Below are 16703 nucleotides of genomic sequence, written 5' to 3' on the forward strand. Positions count from 1 at the left end.
GCGGTCTTTTTACGAATAAGCGGTAAATTTTAGCCGTGATGAATTGGGATTGAACACTGACTTTTGTATTAGCCAGTGACGAAATGAGAGTGAGAAAGTCATTCCTCACCACGCTCTTCCCTAATCTCAATTCATGACTGTTAACCAACAACTCTCTTTTGTAAGGTGTACTCCATGACGACTAACCCTAAACCAGCGTATCAACGTATTCTGTTAAAACTGAGTGGCGAAGCTCTGCAAGGCTCAGAAGGTTTTGGTATTGATCCTACTGTACTTGACCGTATGGCTCAGGAAGTAAAAGAATTAGTAGAACTTGGTGTACAAGTCGGTGTGGTTATCGGTGGCGGTAACTTGTTCCGTGGCGCTGGTCTAGCGCAAGCAGGCATGAACCGTGTTGTGGGTGACCACATGGGGATGCTAGCAACGGTGATGAACGGCCTAGCGATGCGCGATGCGCTACACCGTGCTTACGTTAACGCTCGTGTGATGTCAGCTATCCCTTTAAAGGGAGTGTGCGACGACTACAATTGGGCAGACGCCATTCGTGAACTTCGTCAAAGTCGAGTGGTTATCTTTGCTGCAGGTACTGGCAACCCATTCTTCACTACGGATTCTGCTGCTTGCCTACGTGGTATTGAGATTGAAGCGGATGTCGTTTTAAAAGCGACTAAAGTGGATGGCGTATTTACTGCTGACCCGGTAGCCAACCCAGACGCAGAGCTGTATGATAAGCTTTCTTATACCGATGTTCTTGAAAAAGAACTGAAAGTGATGGATTTGGCAGCATTTACATTGGCACGTGACCACAAAATGCCAATCCGCGTATTTAATATGAACAAGCCGGGTGCTTTGCGCCGCGTGGTGATGGGTGAAGCTGAAGGTACGCTAATTACCGCCTAAGCTGTTAATATGCCATTGCAGATAAGGCAATGGCGTAAACGAACCCCGAACAAGCTTTCTAGTAGAAAGACGACATTTTTAAGGTGAAACCGTGATTAACGATATTAAAAAAGACGCGCAAGAGCGCATGGAAAAAAGTGTTGAAGCGCTTAAAAACAGCCTGTCTAAAGTTCGTACTGGTCGTGCGCACCCAAGTCTGCTGTCTGGTATCTCTGTAGATTACTACGGCGCAGCAACGCCGCTAACTCAAGTGGCGAACGTAATTGCGGAAGATGCGCGTACACTGGCTATCACTGTTTTTGATAAAGAGCTAACTCAGAAAGTTGAAAAAGCGATCATGATGTCTGACCTTGGTCTAAACCCAATGTCTGCAGGCACTGTTATTCGCGTTCCACTTCCACCGCTTACAGAAGAACGTCGTAAAGACCTAGTTAAAATCGTTCGTGGTGAAGCTGAAGGTGGTCGTGTCGCAGTTCGTAACATCCGTCGCGACGCAAACAGCGATCTTAAAGCGCTACTGAAAGAAAAAGAAATTTCAGAAGATGAAGATCGTAAAGCGCAAGACGAAATTCAAAAACTTACTGATGCTGCAGTGAAGAAGATCGACGACGTTCTTGCGGCAAAAGAAAAAGAGTTGATGGAAGTTTAATATTTCCATTCACATCACTGTTGGAAAACGCTGTGTTCGCAGCACAGCGTTTTTTTGTGTTACTCTATCCAACTGATGGAACTCAGTTAACTCTTTATGCAAAATTCTCAACTCTTCACCGAATCTCTTCCTAAGCATATTGCCATTATTATGGACGGCAATGGTCGCTGGGCTAAATCTAAGGGTCAACCTCGCGTCTTCGGACATAAAAAAGGGGTTAGCGCCGTTCGTAAAACCATCGCAGCTGCATCGAAACTGAATATCCAAGCCATTACGTTGTTTGCTTTTAGTAGTGAAAACTGGCGTCGTCCTGAAGAGGAAGTCGGATTGTTGATGGAACTGTTCATCACCGTACTGTCTAGCGAAGTGAAGAAATTACATAAGAACAACCTGCGTTTACGCATCATCGGTGATACCTCACGTTTTAGCGAACGTTTGCAAAAAAAGATTGTAGAAGCACAAGAGCTAACAGCAAGTAACACAGGTATGGTGATTAATGTTGCTGCTAACTACGGTGGCAAATGGGATATCACTCAGGCCGTACAAAAAGTGGCGCAGCAAGTGGCACTTGGTGAGTTGTCGGCTGAGGGCATTACGGAAAACGACATTGCTAAGCATCTGACCATGTCAGATCTGCCAGAAGTGGACCTGCTCATTCGCACAAGTGGAGAATGCCGCATTAGTAATTTTATGTTGTGGCAAATGGCCTATGCTGAAATGTACTTTACGCCCGTATTTTGGCCTGATTTTGGTGAAGAAAGCCTGATTGAGGCGATCACATGGTTTGTAAATCGCGAGCGCCGCTTTGGTTGTACTGGCGAGCAAATCAAGGCCCTGATGAGTGCTCAATAAGGATCAATGAGTTTGAAACAAAGAATAATTACTGCACTAATTCTTGCACCTTTGGTAATTCTGGGGATTTTTGAATTATCTCTACCACTTTTTATCGCAGCGCTTACAGCCGTGACTTTTTTGGGTTTTTGGGAGTGGACTCAATTTGTTGAGGCAAAGTCTCGTATCAAAGCCATGCTGCCAGCGGTTGTTGTGACGATCGGCAGTTTTTTCTGGATTGAAGCTGATTCTGCCAGTCTGAACCAAATTGGCCTGCCGCACTATCTTATGCTCGCTGCAGGCAGTATCTGGTGGCTCTATGCCAGTGCTTTGGCCATCACTTATCCTAAATCCACACAGAGTTGGCAAGGTCACAAATCTCTACGTCACCTTTTTGGCTTGCTTACCCTTATCCCTTTTATGTGGAGTGTGATTTTATTACGCGCCGTTGATATTGAAAGCGCCCCTTATTTTGGTGCAAAACTGGTGATGTTTGTGTGTCTCTTGGTTTGGGCTGCAGACAGCGGTGCCTATTTCGCTGGTAAAACGTTGGGTAAGCGTAAAATGGCGCCTAAAGTGAGTCCAAATAAAACCATTGAAGGCCTTATTGGTGGTGTTATTACTGCCATTGTTGTTGGTTGGTTCTTCTCTGGTTGGTTTGACATTCCATTCTCTAGTCCACTACACATGGTTTTGATTACGCTTGCCACCGTGGTTATTTCGGTGCTTGGAGATCTTGTCGAAAGTATGTTTAAGCGAGAGTCGGGCATCAAAGACAGCAGTAATATCATTCCTGGTCATGGCGGTATCCTTGACCGAATCGATAGCCTTACTGCCGCATTTCCGATTTTTGCTCTTCTTTATTTCTTGTTCTGATATTTATAAGGGGAGATGATGCCGTTTCCCCTTTTGTTTCTCTATTCGGTCAACAGTTATGCAAAAGCTAACGATTCTAGGTGCAACAGGCTCAATTGGTGCAAGCACTCTAAAAGTCATTGAACAAAACCCAGATAAGTTTTCTGTGGTTGCCTTGGCTGCAGATTCAAATGTGGAGAAAATGCAGCAACTTTGCCAACGATGGCAGCCGGAATACGCTGTTATGGCCAATAAAGAAGCTGCGCTGCGTCTTAAAATGGCGCTTGCCGTCTTGGCTCCCAACACACAAGTTCTTGGCGGACAAGAAGCACTTTGCTATGTCGCTACGCTTGAGCAGATAGACAGCGTGATGGCCGCGATTGTTGGAGCGGCAGGTCTAGTCCCTACCATGGCGGCAGTCAAAGCAGGCAAACGAATTTTGCTGGCGAACAAAGAAGCCTTAGTCATGTCTGGGCAGCTGTTTATTGATGAAGTCGAAAAATCAGGCGCTCAGTTGTTGCCTGTGGATAGTGAACATAACGCCATTTTTCAATGTTTACCTCAAACCGTTCAGGGCAACCTTGGTCGCTGTGACTTAGCGTCTCAAGGGGTGAGTCATATTTTATTGACAGGGTCTGGCGGGCCGTTTCGTTACACTGATGTGGCCGAATTAGAAGCCGTGACACCAGAGCAGGCGATTGCGCATCCTAACTGGTCGATGGGGCCAAAAATTTCGGTTGATTCTGCGACAATGATGAATAAAGGCTTAGAGTATATCGAAGCCAAATGGTTATTTAATGCCAGCAGAGATCAGCTTAAAGTGATCATTCATCCCCAGTCAGTGATCCATTCGATGGTGCAATATCTCGATGGCTCGGTGTTGGCTCAGATGGGCGAGCCAGATATGGCGACGCCGATAGCGTTAACCCTCTCTTACCCCGAACGCGTTAAAGCAGGTGTGAAACCGTTGGATTTCACGCAAATTGGCGAACTCACTTTCCTACAACCTGATTTCGAACGTTACCCATGTTTGGCACTAGCGATTGAGGCGTGTTACTTAGGTCAGCATGCGACAACGACGCTCAATGCAGCCAATGAAGTGGCGGTGGCGGCATTTCTTGCTCGCCAAATTAAATTTACAGATATCGCACGGGTGAATGACTCAGTTTTAAACCAAGTATGTAAACAGTCGTTAGCATCCGGCCTAGATAGCTTGGAAAGCTTATTAGAGCTCGATAGAATGGCAAGAACATTAGCCGATGAAGTTGTTAGAGAGCGTGCACAATGACAGATATCTTGTGGAACCTAGTCTCCTTTATCGTTGCGCTGGGCATTTTGGTGGCCGTGCACGAGTTTGGCCACTTTTGGGTCGCACGCCGCTGTGGCGTGAAAGTAGAGAAGTTTTCAATTGGCTTCGGTAAATCCATTTGGAGTAAGGTCGGCCAAGACGGCACCGAGTACAGTATTTCCGTAATTCCTTTAGGGGGCTACGTCAAAATGCTGGATGGACGCGTTGATGAACTCAATGACGATGACCGTCAATATGCTTTTGATAGCAAACCGTTATGGAAGCGTACTTCCATCGTAGCTGCAGGGCCGATATTTAACTTCTTGTTTGCGATTTTTGCCTACTGGTTGGTCTTTCTCATCGGTATACCCGCCGTCAAACCTGTGATTGGCTCTGTGACCCCAAACTCTATTGTCGCTGAAGCGGGAATTGAAACCGGAATGGAACTAAAAGCCATTTCAGGTATCAAAACTCCCGATTGGGAATCGGTCAACATGCAGTTGATTTCTCATATTGGTGATGCTCAGATGGCGCTTACGGTAGCGCCTTCCGAGGAAATAGGCTCCGAACGCACGGTGATGTTGGATATTTCCAATTGGAAGTTTGACCCTGAAAAAGAGTCAGCGATGTTGTCACTCGGTTTTCGTCCTTTTTCACCCGAAATTTTCACGCGTTTAGCCAATGTTTCTCAGGGCGGCGCAGGAGAAAAAGCGGGCTTAGTGAACGGTGACCGATTAGTGTCCATCGATCAACAACCAATTGAACAGTGGGATGATGTTGTAGAGTGGATTCGTTCGAATCCTTCTAAATCGTTGTCCGTTGAAGTTGAGCGTGCTGGGCAGAGGCAAGTGCTCACATTAACACCAGACAGCCGTTCTTTGTCTGATGGTAGTGTGATCGGTTTTGCAGGTATTGCTCCAGAAGTCGCAGAATGGCCGGAAAGTTATCGCTTCGATCTCCAATTTGGTGTATTCGAATCTGTAGCCAAAGCCGTTGAGAAAACTGGGCAAGTTATCGATCTGACCATTAGCATGCTGAAGAAGCTGATAACTGGTGATGTGGGTTTAAATAACCTAAGCGGGCCGATCTCTATTGCCAAAGGCGCAGGTGCCACAGCAGACTATGGTTTAGTCTACTTTCTTGGCTTTCTTGCCCTTATCAGTATCAACTTAGGGATAATTAACTTAGTGCCACTTCCAATGTTAGATGGTGGACATCTGTTGTTTTTTGCCATTGAGGCAGTCATCCGACGCCCAGTGCCTGAGAAAATTCAGGAAATGGGATACCGCATCGGCGGTGCAGTGATTTTTTCACTGATGGCGTTGGCATTATTTAATGATTTTACTCGTCTGTGATGGTTCAGAGACAAAGAGCAGTAGCAAGGAATAATTAAAACAATTATGGCGATCAAGCAGATTCTGTTCGCAACATTATTGGCAACCAGCGTGTCCGCAAACGGAGCCCAAAACTTTGTTGTACAAGACATTAAAATTGAAGGACTACAGCGTGTAGCACTCGGTGCTGCATTGCTTAAAATGCCCGTCCGCGTGGGTGATACGGTTGAACAAAAAGACGTATCGGCAATCATTAAGGCGTTATACGCATCAGGTAACTTTGAGGATGTCAAAGTTCTCCGTGATGGCGATGTGCTGATAGTGCAAGTGAAAGAGCGACCAACGATCGCGAGTATTTCGTTTTCTGGTAACAAAGCGATCAAAGAAGAACAGCTTCAACAGAACCTTGATGCTTCAGGTATCCGTGAGGGCGAGGCGCTTGATCGAACGACCATCAGCAATATTGAGAAAGGTCTCGAAGATTTCTATTACAGCGTGGGCAAATACAACGCAACAGTAAAAGCGGTTGTGACGCCATTGCCACGTAATCGTGCCGATTTAAAATTTGTCTTCACTGAAGGCGTATCTGCCAAAATTCAGCAAATCAACTTTATCGGCAATACCGTTTACGCTGACGACGAGCTACTTTCTCGTTTTAACTTGAACGTGGATGTGCCTTGGTGGAACTTCCTTGCTGACGAGAAGTACCAGAAACAAGTACTGTCTGGTGATATTGAAGCGTTGCGCTCTTTCTACCTTGACCGAGGTTACTTAAAGTTCAATGTGGAATCGACTCAAGTGGCTATTTCACCGGACAAGAAGGGTGTTTATATCACTCTCGTGCTGGATGAGGGCGAACCGTATAGCGTCAAAGAGGTTAACTTCCGTGGTGAACTGATTGGCAAAGAGGAAGAGTTTAAGGCTCTCGTGCCTTTTGAAGCAGGTGAAACGTATAACGGTTCTGCCGTCACTACGCTTGAAGAAAACATCAAACGTGTATTGGGTGAAGCAGGTTACGCTTACCCTAAAGTGAGCACGATTCCTGAATTTGACGATGAGAACAAACAAGTTTCACTGGTTGTTCACGTTGAAGCTGGTAACCGTATCTATGTTCGTGATATCCGCTTTACCGGTAACAACTCAACACGTGATGAAGTGTTGCGTCGTGAAATGCGTCAAATGGAAGGTAGCTGGCTGAACTCAAAAGCGATTGAAACGGGTAAAACGCGTTTGAATCGTCTCGGTTTCTTTGAAACGGTGGATGTGCAAACCGTTCGTGTACCGGGCAGCGAAGACCAAGTAGATCTTGTTTACAACGTAAAAGAAGCAAACTCAGGTAGCGTGAACTTTGGTATTGGTTACGGTACTGAGTCGGGCGTGAGCTTCCAGGTTGGTTTGCAGCAAGAGAACTTCTTGGGTAGCGGAAACCGCGTTGGTATCAGCGCGATGATGAACGATTACCAAAAGAACGTGAGCTTAGATTATCGTGACCCATACTGGAACCTCGATGGTGTGAGCTTAGGCGGTAAGATCTTCTACAACGAGTTTGAAGCATCTGAAGCGGGCATTGTTGACTATACCAATGAAAGTTATGGGGCCAACTTGACATGGGGCTTCCCCTTCGATGAGTTGAACCGTTTCGAAATTGGTGTGGGTTATACCCACAACAAGATCGGTAACTTGTCACCTTACTTACAGGTAGAACAATTCCTACAAGCACAAGCGTCGAATATTGACTCTGATGGGGCTTTAAACACCAATGACTTTGATGTCACACTGTCCTGGACGCGTAACAACCTGAACCGTGGTTACTTCCCAACCGCAGGTAACCATCAGCGTGCATTTTACAAGATGACCGTACCTGGCTCTGACGTTCAGTACTTTAAAATGCAGTACGATGTGAGACAGTATGTTCCGTTAACGAAGAAACATGAGTTCACTTTGTTGTTCCGTGGTCGCTTGGGTTACGGTAATGGTTATGGTCAAACGGATGGCAATGACAACTTGTTCCCATTCTATGAAAACTATTACGCAGGCGGTTTTACCACCTTGCGTGGCTTCGGTTCGAACTCAGCAGGCCCGAAAGCGGTTTATCGTGACTACAGTGGTTCAAATAACGGTTCGGATACCGCGACGGATGATTCGGTGGGTGGTAATGCCATTGCACTGGCCAGTATTGAGTTGATCGTTCCAACCCCATTTGCGTCTGATGAAGCGCGTAGCCAAATCCGTACCAGTATTTTCTATGATATGGCGAGCGTTTGGGATACGGAATTTGACTACCGTAAATCCGGTGCCGATTACGGCAATCAGTACTACTACGATTACTCCGATCCAACCAATTACCGTTCATCTTACGGTGTGGCGTTGCAATGGATGTCGCCGATGGGGCCTTTGGTCTTCTCGTTAGCGAAACCTATTAATATTTACGAAGGTGACGACGAAGAATTCTTCACTTTCACAATCGGCAGAACCTTCTAAAACAGAGGAAATGATTTTGAACAAAATGATCAAAGCGGCTGGTGTTGGCCTTCTAGTACTAAGTTCTTCTATGTTTGCAACGGCAGCTGAAGCTGCGCAGAAAGTTGCTTACATCAACACAGCGCAAGTTTTCCAAGCATTGCCACAGCGTGAAGTGGTATTGCAGAAAATGCAGGAAGAGTTCAAAGACAAAGCCGCTGAACTGCAAGCGATTCAGGCGGAAGCTAAGACTAAGATCGAAAAGCTAAAACGCGATGGCGAGCTTTTAGGTCAAGAAGAAGTTGAAAAACTGCGCATCGAGATTGGTCAGCTAGACAGCAAGTACAAGATCAAAGCACAAGCACTAGAGCAAGCGAGCGCGCGTCGCGAAGCGGAAGAGAAACAAAAACTGTTTAAAGTGATTCAAGACGCCGTCAAAGTGGTTGCAGAGAAAGAAGGCTACGACATGGTCATCGACATCACTGCACTACAATATGGTAAGCCTGAGTACAATATCTCTGAGAAAGTGATTAAATCAATTAAATAATTATTCTTATGATGACACTGACATTAGCTGAATTAGCAAAAATTACCGGGGGAGAGTTGCACGGAGATGAAACGGTTTGCGTTTCGCGTGTGGCTCCAATGGATAAAGCGGGTGAAGGAGACGTCACGTTTCTTTCTAATCCAAAATACGCAGTACATTTAGCCGAGTGTAAGGCGACGGTTGTGATGCTCAAGGCAGATCAACGTAAGCATTGTTCTGGTCACGTTCTTGTGGTCGACGACCCTTATGTTGCTTTTGCTAAAGTCGCGCAAGCCTTAGACACCACACCAAAACCGGCGGATGGCATTGCGTCGTCGGCAGTAATTGCTGCTGACGCGGTATTGGGTGAGAACGTTTCTATCGGCGCAAATGCAGTGATCGAAACAGGTGTGACGCTTGGCGATAACGTCGCCATCGGCGCGGGTTGCTTTATCGGTAAAAATGCCACAATAGGTCAAAATACCAAGTTGTGGGCTAATGTCACCATCTACCATCAAGTTCAAATTGGTGCGGAGTGTTTAATCCAAGCGGGCACCGTGATTGGTTCGGATGGTTTTGGTTATGCAAATGACCGTGGCGAGTGGATTAAAATCCCACAGTTGGGTTCCGTGCGCATCGGAAACCGTGTGGAGATTGGTGCATGTACCACCATCGACCGCGGTGCGCTTGATGATACGATCATCGAAGACAACGTGGTGTTGGATAACCAACTGCAAATCGCACACAACGTGCACATCGGATATGGTACCGTGATGCCTGGTGGTACAGTAGTCGCCGGCAGTACTACCATTGGTAAGTATTGTGCGATTGGTGGAGCATCGGTGATCAACGGTCACATTACCATTGCTGACGGTGTCAATATCACCGGTATGGGCATGGTGATGCGCAGCATCGAAGAAAAAGGTGTCTATTCTTCAGGTATTCCGTTGCAAACCAATAAAGAGTGGCGTAAAACCGCAGCTCGCGTCCATCGCATTGAAGAAATGAATAAGCGTTTGAAGGCGATTGAGAAAATCGTCGAGCAGAAAAAGGAAGATTAATTCCAATTTCTTGCAAAAGGCTCGCCAACAGCGAGTCTTTTTCTTCTATAATGACGCGCTATATTTCCAAGAATTAATATAGGAATAAGACTTTGACTACTGAAAAGAAAACGATGAATATCTCTGAAATTCAAGAGCTACTTCCTCATCGCTACCCATTCTTGCTGATCGACCGTGTCGTAGATTTCCAAGAAGAAAAATATCTTCATGCGATTAAAAATGTGTCGGTTAACGAGCCTCAGTTTACAGGTCATTTCCCGCAACTTCCGGTCTTCCCTGGTGTTCTGATTCTTGAAGCCATGGCTCAGGCAACCGGTTTATTGGCATTTAAATCGTTTGGCGCTCCTTCTGAGAACGAGCTGTATTACTTCGCCAGCGTTGATGGTGCTAAGTTCCGTAAACCAGTTGTACCCGGTGACCAACTTATCATCGAAGTCGAATTCATTAAAGAGCGTCGCGGTATTGCCGCTTTCACCGGTGTGGCGAAAGTGGATGGTGACGTTGTTTGTTCTGCTGAACTGAAATGTGCTCGTAGAGAGTTTTAATATGATTGATGCAACTGCGCAAATCCACCCAACAGCGGTGGTAGAAGAAGGCGCTGTGATAGGTGCCAACGTTAAAATTGGTCCTTTTTGCTATGTGGATAGCAAAGTTGAAATTGGCGAAGGCACGGAACTGCTTTCTCATGTTGTGGTGAAAGGACCAACCAAAATTGGTAAAGAAAACCGCATTTTCCAGTTTGCATCAATTGGTGAAGCGTGTCAGGACCTCAAATTTGCAGGTGAGGATACGCAGCTTATTATTGGCGATCGAAACACCATTCGTGAAAGTGTCACCATGCACCGTGGCACGGTACAAGACAAAGGTATTACCATCGTTGGTAGTGATAACTTGTTTATGATCAATGCGCACGTTGCTCACGACTGTGTTATCGGCGACCGCTGTATTTTTGCTAACAATGCAACATTAGCTGGACACGTCAAAGTCGGTAACCAAGCGATTGTCGGTGGTATGTCTGCGATTCACCAGTTCTGTCATATCGGTGATCACTGTATGCTGGGTGGCGGTTCTATTGTGGTTCAAGATGTGCCGCCTTATGTGATGGCACAAGGTAATCATTGCGCACCGTTTGGCATCAATGTGGAAGGTTTGAAGCGCCGTGGCTTTGAGAAGAAAGAAATTCTTGCTATTCGCCGTGCATACAAAACGCTTTACCGCAGTGGTTTAACCCTAGAAGCGGCAAAAGAAGAAATCGCGAAAGAGACGGAAGCGTTTCCTGCGGTGAAACTTTTCCTAGAGTTTTTGGAAAAATCACAGCGTGGCATTATTCGCTAATCGTCCGGATTTGACATACTGTACAAAAGATCGCCGTCTCTGATGGCGGTCTTTTTGTGTTTTTAGCGTGGAACAAAAAAGGTCAGTAAACCATGAGCAACAAGCCATTGCGTATTGGAATCGTCGCTGGAGAGCTCTCTGGTGATACGCTAGGTGAAGGCTTTATCAAAGCAATCAAAGCCGTTCATCCTGATGCAGAATTTGTTGGTATCGGTGGGCCAAAGATGATCGCTCAAGGCTGCCAGTCACTGTTTGATATGGAAGAGTTGGCGGTGATGGGGCTAGTGGAAGTCTTGGGGCGCTTACCTCGCTTACTGAGAGTGAAAGCGGAACTGGCGCGTTACTTTACCGAAAATCCTCCTGATGTATTTGTCGGTATAGACGCGCCAGACTTTAACTTACGCCTTGAGTTAGATCTGAAAAACGCCGGCATTAAAACGGTGCATTATGTGAGTCCTTCGGTATGGGCTTGGCGTCAAAAACGCATTTTCAAAATCGCGAAAGCCACCCATTTGGTATTGGCATTTCTGCCCTTCGAAAAAGCCTTTTACGACAAATTTAATGTCCCTTGTGAGTTTATTGGCCATACTCTCGCCGATGCTATTCCGTTGGAATCAGACAAAGCACCAGCCCGTGAGTTGCTCGGGTTGGAACAAGATAAGCAATGGCTGGCAGTGCTGCCAGGCAGCCGTGGTAGTGAGCTGAAAATGCTATCGCAGCCATTCATTGAAACATGTAAGAAACTGAAACAGGTATTCCCAGAACTGGGGTTTGTTGTCGCGTTAGTCAACCAAAAACGCCGCGAGCAGTTTGAACAAGCGTGGAAAGAATACGCGCCAGAGTTGGATTTCAAACTGGTGGATGATACCGCGCGAAATGTCATTACCGCCTCAGATGCGGTCATGCTGGCCTCGGGTACCGTGGCACTCGAATGCATGTTACTTAAGCGCCCAATGGTGGTGGGCTATCGTGTCAATGCAGTGACGGCTTTCCTCGCTAAGCGCCTGCTTAAAACCCAATACGTCTCATTGCCAAACATTCTGGCCGACACTGAGTTGGTAAAAGAATATCTTCAAGATGACTGCACGCCAGACAATTTGTTTGGCGAGGTATCTCGCTTGTTAGAAGGTGACAACCACCAAATGTTGGATAAGTTCACCGAGATGCATCATTGGATCCGCAAAGATGCCGACCAACAAGCGGCTAATGCAGTGTTAAAGTTGATTGAGAAATAGAAGATGGCAGCAAAAGAAACCAAAGAGTTACCTCCTTTTGAATATCCTCAGGGCTATCACTGCATTGCGGGGGTGGATGAAGTGGGGCGAGGCCCACTGGTGGGGGATGTCGTCACCGCAGCGGTGATTTTAGATCCGAACAATCCGATAGAAGGGTTGAACGATTCAAAAAAACTGAGCGAAAAAAAACGCTTAGCCTTGTTGCCAGAAATTCAAGAGAAAGCGCTGGCGTGGGCTGTTGGCCGCTGTTCGCCAGAAGAAATCGACCAGTTGAACATCTTGCAAGCAACCATGGTGGCGATGCAACGCGCCGTTGAAGGGCTTGGGATACAGCCCGATTTGGTTTTGATTGATGGTAACCGTTGCCCAGCTTTACCAATGGACAGTCAAGCGGTGGTTAAAGGTGACTTACGCGTAGCTCAAATCAGTGCGGCTTCTATCATCGCCAAAGTCGTACGTGACCAAGAGATGGAAGAGCTCGACAAGCAGTACCCACAATTTGGTTTTGCTCAGCACAAAGGCTACCCAACCAAAGCGCATTTTGATGCAATCGAAAAGCACGGTGTGATTGAGCAACACCGCAAAAGTTTCAAGCCGGTTAAGAAAGCACTAGGCATTGAAGAGTAACAAAGCAGCAGGTACTGCAAACTGCCTGATGTTACCCAGCGTAAAGGGTGTCACTTGTCCCTTTTCTTGGGGTAAAATCGGCACAAAACAGAAGTTAAAAACGGTATCACGTCATGTCTGACCCAAAATTTGTTCACCTGCGAATACACAGTGATTTTTCAATGGTGGATGGCATCAATAAAGTTCCGGCTCTGGTCAAACAGGTGGCGGCGCTCGGTATGCCTGCAATGGCGCTGACAGACTTTACCAACCTATGTGGCTTGGTGAAATTTTATGGCGCAGCCCATGGTAACGGCATTAAGCCTATCATTGGTGCTGATTTCAAAATGCAATCGCCCGAATTTGGTGACGAACTTACCCAGCTAACCGTCTTGGCGGCAGATAATACCGGCTACAAAAACCTGACCCTGCTGATTTCCAAAGCCTACTTGCGAGGTCATGTTCAACATCAACCTGTCATCGATAAAGAGTGGTTGATTGAGCTATCAGAAGGATTGATCATCCTTTCAGGTGCACGTAACGGTGAAATAGGTAAAGCACTGCTGAAAGGCAATCAAAAATTGGTCGAAAGCTGTGTGGCGTTTTACCAGCAACACTTTGCCGACCGTTTCTACCTAGAGTTGATCCGAACGGGCCGTTCAGATGAAGAGACTTACCTGCATTTTGCCATCGAACTGGCAGAGCAATACGATCTCCCTGTGGTGGCCACTAACGAAGTGGTCTTTATTGGACAAGAGCTGTTCGACGCTCACGAAATTCGCGTTGCGATTCATGATGGCTATACGTTAGAAGATCCACGTCGCCCTAAAAATTACAGCCCTCAGCAATATTTACGCACCGAAGAAGAGATGTGCGAGCTGTTTGCCGATATTCCTGAAGCGCTTGAAAACAGTGTTGAGATCGCCAAGCGCTGCAACGTTACTGTGCGTCTTTGGGAATATTTCCTTCCTGCGTTTCCAACCGAAGGGATGGCAGAAACCGAGTTCTTGGTGATGAAATCCAAAGAGGGCTTGGAAGAGCGTCTCGAGTTTCTTTTCCCTGATCCTGAGATTCGCGCGCAACGTCGTCCTGAGTATGACGAACGTTTGCAGGTCGAACTCGATGTGATTAACCAAATGGGCTTCCCGGGTTACTTCCTGATCGTAATGGAGTTTATCCAGTGGTCGAAAGACAACGGTATTCCTGTTGGGCCTGGCCGTGGTTCTGGTGCGGGTTCGCTGGTGGCCTACGCATTGAAAATCACCGATCTTGATCCGTTGGAATATGATCTGCTGTTCGAACGTTTCTTGAACCCAGAACGTGTATCCATGCCCGATTTCGACGTCGACTTCTGTATGGATAAACGTGACCAAGTGATTGACCACGTGGCCGAAATGTATGGCCGAGATGCGGTATCACAGATCATCACCTTCGGTACCATGGCGGCCAAAGCCGTTATTCGCGATGTGGGCCGAGTACTTGGCCATCCGTTTGGTTTTGTTGATCGCATTTCAAAATTGGTGCCGCCCGATCCGGGTATGACGCTGGAGAAAGCATTTAAGGCGGAGCCAGCATTACCTGAGCTGTATGAAGCTGATGAGGAAGTGAAAGAGCTCATCGACATGTGCCGCATTTTGGAAGGCTGTACACGAAATGCCGGTAAGCACGCGGGTGGGGTGGTGATCTCTCCAACCACGATCACCGATTTTGCGCCGATTTACGCCGATGCAGAAGGTAACTTCCCCGTTACTCAGTTTGATAAAAACGACGTTGAAACCGCCGGTTTGGTTAAGTTTGACTTCTTGGGACTGCGCACGTTAACCATTATCGACTGGGCGTTAGGTTTGATTAATCCGCGCTTAGAGCGTGAAGGCAAAGTGCCAGTTCGCATTGAGTCCATCCCGCTCGACGATCCGGCATCGTTCCGTATATTGCAAAACTCGGAAACGACAGCGGTATTCCAGCTTGAATCGCGCGGCATGAAAGAGCTGATCAAACGCCTTCAGCCAGACTGTTTCGAAGACATCATCGCACTGGTGGCGCTGTTCCGTCCGGGGCCGTTGCAATCGGGCATGGTAGATAACTTTATCGACCGTAAACATGGCCGAGAAGCCATCTCTTATCCGGATGAAAAGTGGCAACATGAGTCGTTAAAAGAGATTCTTGACCCAACCTACGGCATCATCCTGTATCAAGAACAGGTTATGCAAATCGCTCAGGTACTCTCTGGTTATACCCTTGGTGGTGCGGACATGCTGCGCCGTGCTATGGGTAAGAAAAAACCAGAAGAGATGGCCAAGCAACGCGCTACCTTTGAAGAAGGCGCGGTGAAAAATGGCGTCGATGGCGAGTTGGCGATGAAAATCTTCGACTTGGTAGAGAAATTTGCGGGCTACGGTTTCAACAAATCGCATTCTGCTGCCTACGCTTTGGTGTCATATCAAACCCTTTGGCTGAAAACTCATTATCCAGCCGAGTTCATGGCCGCGGTAATGACCGCAGATATGGACAACACTGAAAAAGTGGTTGGCTTGGTGGACGAATGTTTCCGCATGAAACTCACGGTACTACCACCGGATATTAACTCAGGTCTGTACCGTTTCAACGTGGACGAAAATGGCGCAATTGTTTACGGTATTGGCGCGATCAAAGGGGTTGGTGAAGGCCCGATTGATGCGATTCTCGAAGCGCGTACCAAAGGTGGGCACTTCAAAGACTTGTTTGACTTCTGTGCGCGTATTGACTTGAAGAAAGTCAACAAGCGTGTGATTGAGAAACTGATTTACGCAGGTGCGTTGGACCGACTTGGCCCGCATCGTGCTGCATTAATGGCGTCATTGGATGACGCGGTGAAAGCGGCGAGCCAACACCATCAAGCGGAAGCATTTGGCCAAGCCGATATGTTTGGTGTATTGACCGATGCGCCGGAAGAGGTGGAACACAAATACATTCAAGTGGAACCTTGGCCAGAAAAAGTGTGGCTTGAAGGGGAACGTGAAACGCTGGGCCTTTATTTGACAGGGCACCCAGTTAATGCGTATCTCACGGAACTCAATAAGTACACCAGTTGTCGATTAAAAGACGCCACCCCAACGCGTCGTGATCAATCACTGACACTGGCTGGCTTAGTGATCGCCGCCCGTGTGATGACCACCAAGCGTGGTACGCGTATCGGTATCATGACATTGGATGATCGCAGCGGTCGTATGGAAGTGATGTTGTTCTCAGATGCGTTAGAACGGTATGCAGATCTACTGGAAAAAGATAAAATCTTGGTGGTTTCTGGACAGGTCAGCTTTGATGACTTCAATGGTGGCCTTAAAATGACGGCTCGCGAAGTTATGGACCTCGGTTCTGCGCGTGAAAAATACGCCAGAGGGGTGTCTGTTTCGATTGCCGCATCACAGATTGATGACCAGTTTTTTGAGCGCTTTAGTCGGATCTTAGAACCGCATAAAGCCGGAACGATTCCTGTCAATGTATACTACCAGCGTGCCGACGCCAGAGCGCGGTTAACATTGGGCACGGAATGGCGAGTAACGCCTAGTGATACATTACTTGATGAATTAAAAATGTTGCTTGGTAAAGACCAGGTAGAACTCGAATTTAACTAAATTTGGCTA

The 16703-nt window shown here is 46.9% G+C and carries 14 protein-coding genes; all 14 read left to right on the top strand.

Going from position 1 to position 16703, the window contains the following annotated elements:
* Positions 1 to 174 precede the first annotated feature (174 nt).
* A complete protein-coding gene (gene pyrH, locus AOT11_RS10885) occupies positions 175 to 900 on the top strand; it encodes a UMP kinase (protein ID WP_026050195.1) in 726 nt (241 codons plus the stop codon).
* Between the two features lie 91 nt (positions 901 to 991).
* On the top strand, positions 992 to 1549 hold the full coding sequence (gene frr, locus AOT11_RS10890; RefSeq protein ID WP_011150962.1) for a ribosome recycling factor: 558 nt from the start codon (positions 992 to 994) through the stop codon (positions 1547 to 1549).
* Between the two features lie 96 nt (positions 1550 to 1645).
* Positions 1646 to 2401, top strand: a complete 756-nt coding sequence (locus tag AOT11_RS10895) for an isoprenyl transferase (protein ID WP_017419566.1) — start codon at positions 1646 to 1648, stop codon at positions 2399 to 2401.
* A 12-nt stretch (positions 2402 to 2413) separates the two neighbouring features.
* Positions 2414 to 3256: a phosphatidate cytidylyltransferase gene (locus AOT11_RS10900; protein ID WP_026050194.1), complete on the top strand. Its 843-nt coding sequence runs from the start codon at positions 2414 to 2416 to the stop codon at positions 3254 to 3256.
* Between the two features lie 58 nt (positions 3257 to 3314).
* Positions 3315 to 4523, top strand: a complete 1209-nt coding sequence (ispC, locus tag AOT11_RS10905; protein WP_017419564.1) for a 1-deoxy-D-xylulose-5-phosphate reductoisomerase — start codon at positions 3315 to 3317, stop codon at positions 4521 to 4523.
* The gene (rseP, locus tag AOT11_RS10910) at positions 4520 to 5878 is read left to right on the top strand and encodes a sigma E protease regulator RseP (RefSeq protein WP_017419563.1); all 1359 of its coding nucleotides are present in this window, start codon (positions 4520 to 4522) and stop codon (positions 5876 to 5878) included. The genes ispC and rseP overlap by 4 nt, the downstream gene beginning before the upstream one ends.
* Before the next feature lie 45 nt (positions 5879 to 5923).
* A complete protein-coding gene (bamA, locus tag AOT11_RS10915) occupies positions 5924 to 8338 on the top strand; it encodes an outer membrane protein assembly factor BamA (protein WP_017419562.1) in 2415 nt (804 codons plus the stop codon).
* A 16-nt stretch (positions 8339 to 8354) separates the two neighbouring features.
* A complete protein-coding gene (locus tag AOT11_RS10920; RefSeq protein WP_013571265.1) occupies positions 8355 to 8864 on the top strand; it encodes an OmpH family outer membrane protein in 510 nt (169 codons plus the stop codon).
* Between the two features lie 8 nt (positions 8865 to 8872).
* Entirely contained in the window at positions 8873 to 9904 is a 1032-nt protein-coding gene (gene lpxD, locus AOT11_RS10925) for a UDP-3-O-(3-hydroxymyristoyl)glucosamine N-acyltransferase (RefSeq protein ID WP_017419560.1), read from the top strand.
* A 92-nt stretch (positions 9905 to 9996) separates the two neighbouring features.
* Positions 9997 to 10449: a 3-hydroxyacyl-ACP dehydratase FabZ gene (fabZ, locus tag AOT11_RS10930; RefSeq protein ID WP_011079773.1), complete on the top strand. Its 453-nt coding sequence runs from the start codon at positions 9997 to 9999 to the stop codon at positions 10447 to 10449.
* Between the two features lies 1 nt (position 10450).
* Complete coding sequence (lpxA, locus tag AOT11_RS10935) at positions 10451 to 11239, top strand: acyl-ACP--UDP-N-acetylglucosamine O-acyltransferase (protein WP_013571268.1); 789 nt, start codon at positions 10451 to 10453, stop codon at positions 11237 to 11239.
* A 92-nt stretch (positions 11240 to 11331) separates the two neighbouring features.
* Positions 11332 to 12474, top strand: a complete 1143-nt coding sequence (lpxB, locus tag AOT11_RS10940; RefSeq protein WP_017419558.1) for a lipid-A-disaccharide synthase — start codon at positions 11332 to 11334, stop codon at positions 12472 to 12474.
* Between the two features lie 3 nt (positions 12475 to 12477).
* A complete protein-coding gene (gene rnhB / locus AOT11_RS10945) occupies positions 12478 to 13101 on the top strand; it encodes a ribonuclease HII (protein ID WP_017419557.1) in 624 nt (207 codons plus the stop codon).
* A gap of 113 nt (positions 13102 to 13214) precedes the next feature.
* Positions 13215 to 16694, top strand: a complete 3480-nt coding sequence (gene dnaE, locus AOT11_RS10950) for a DNA polymerase III subunit alpha (protein ID WP_017419556.1) — start codon at positions 13215 to 13217, stop codon at positions 16692 to 16694.
* The last annotated feature ends 9 nt before the right edge of the window (positions 16695 to 16703 follow it).

It is taken from the genome of Vibrio vulnificus NBRC 15645 = ATCC 27562, from assembly GCF_002224265.1.
Lineage (GTDB): Bacteria > Pseudomonadota > Gammaproteobacteria > Enterobacterales > Vibrionaceae > Vibrio > Vibrio vulnificus.

What these genes read in the sequence shown, in the direction of transcription:
- bamA (WP_017419562.1), top strand. Translation starts at nt 5,924, where the DNA reads ATGGCGATCAAGCAGATTCTGTTCGCAACATTATTGGCAACCAGCGTG.
- rnhB (WP_017419557.1), top strand. Translation starts at nt 12,478, where the DNA reads ATGGCAGCAAAAGAAACCAAAGAGTTACCTCCTTTTGAATATCCTCAG.
- lpxD (WP_017419560.1), top strand. Translation starts at nt 8,873, where the DNA reads ATGATGACACTGACATTAGCTGAATTAGCAAAAATTACCGGGGGAGAG.
- dnaE (WP_017419556.1), top strand. Translation starts at nt 13,215, where the DNA reads ATGTCTGACCCAAAATTTGTTCACCTGCGAATACACAGTGATTTTTCA.
- lpxB (WP_017419558.1), top strand. Translation starts at nt 11,332, where the DNA reads ATGAGCAACAAGCCATTGCGTATTGGAATCGTCGCTGGAGAGCTCTCT.
- lpxA (WP_013571268.1), top strand. Translation starts at nt 10,451, where the DNA reads ATGATTGATGCAACTGCGCAAATCCACCCAACAGCGGTGGTAGAAGAA.
- pyrH (WP_026050195.1), top strand. Translation starts at nt 175, where the DNA reads ATGACGACTAACCCTAAACCAGCGTATCAACGTATTCTGTTAAAACTG.
- AOT11_RS10895 (WP_017419566.1), top strand. Translation starts at nt 1,646, where the DNA reads ATGCAAAATTCTCAACTCTTCACCGAATCTCTTCCTAAGCATATTGCC.
- ispC (WP_017419564.1), top strand. Translation starts at nt 3,315, where the DNA reads ATGCAAAAGCTAACGATTCTAGGTGCAACAGGCTCAATTGGTGCAAGC.
- rseP (WP_017419563.1), top strand. Translation starts at nt 4,520, where the DNA reads ATGACAGATATCTTGTGGAACCTAGTCTCCTTTATCGTTGCGCTGGGC.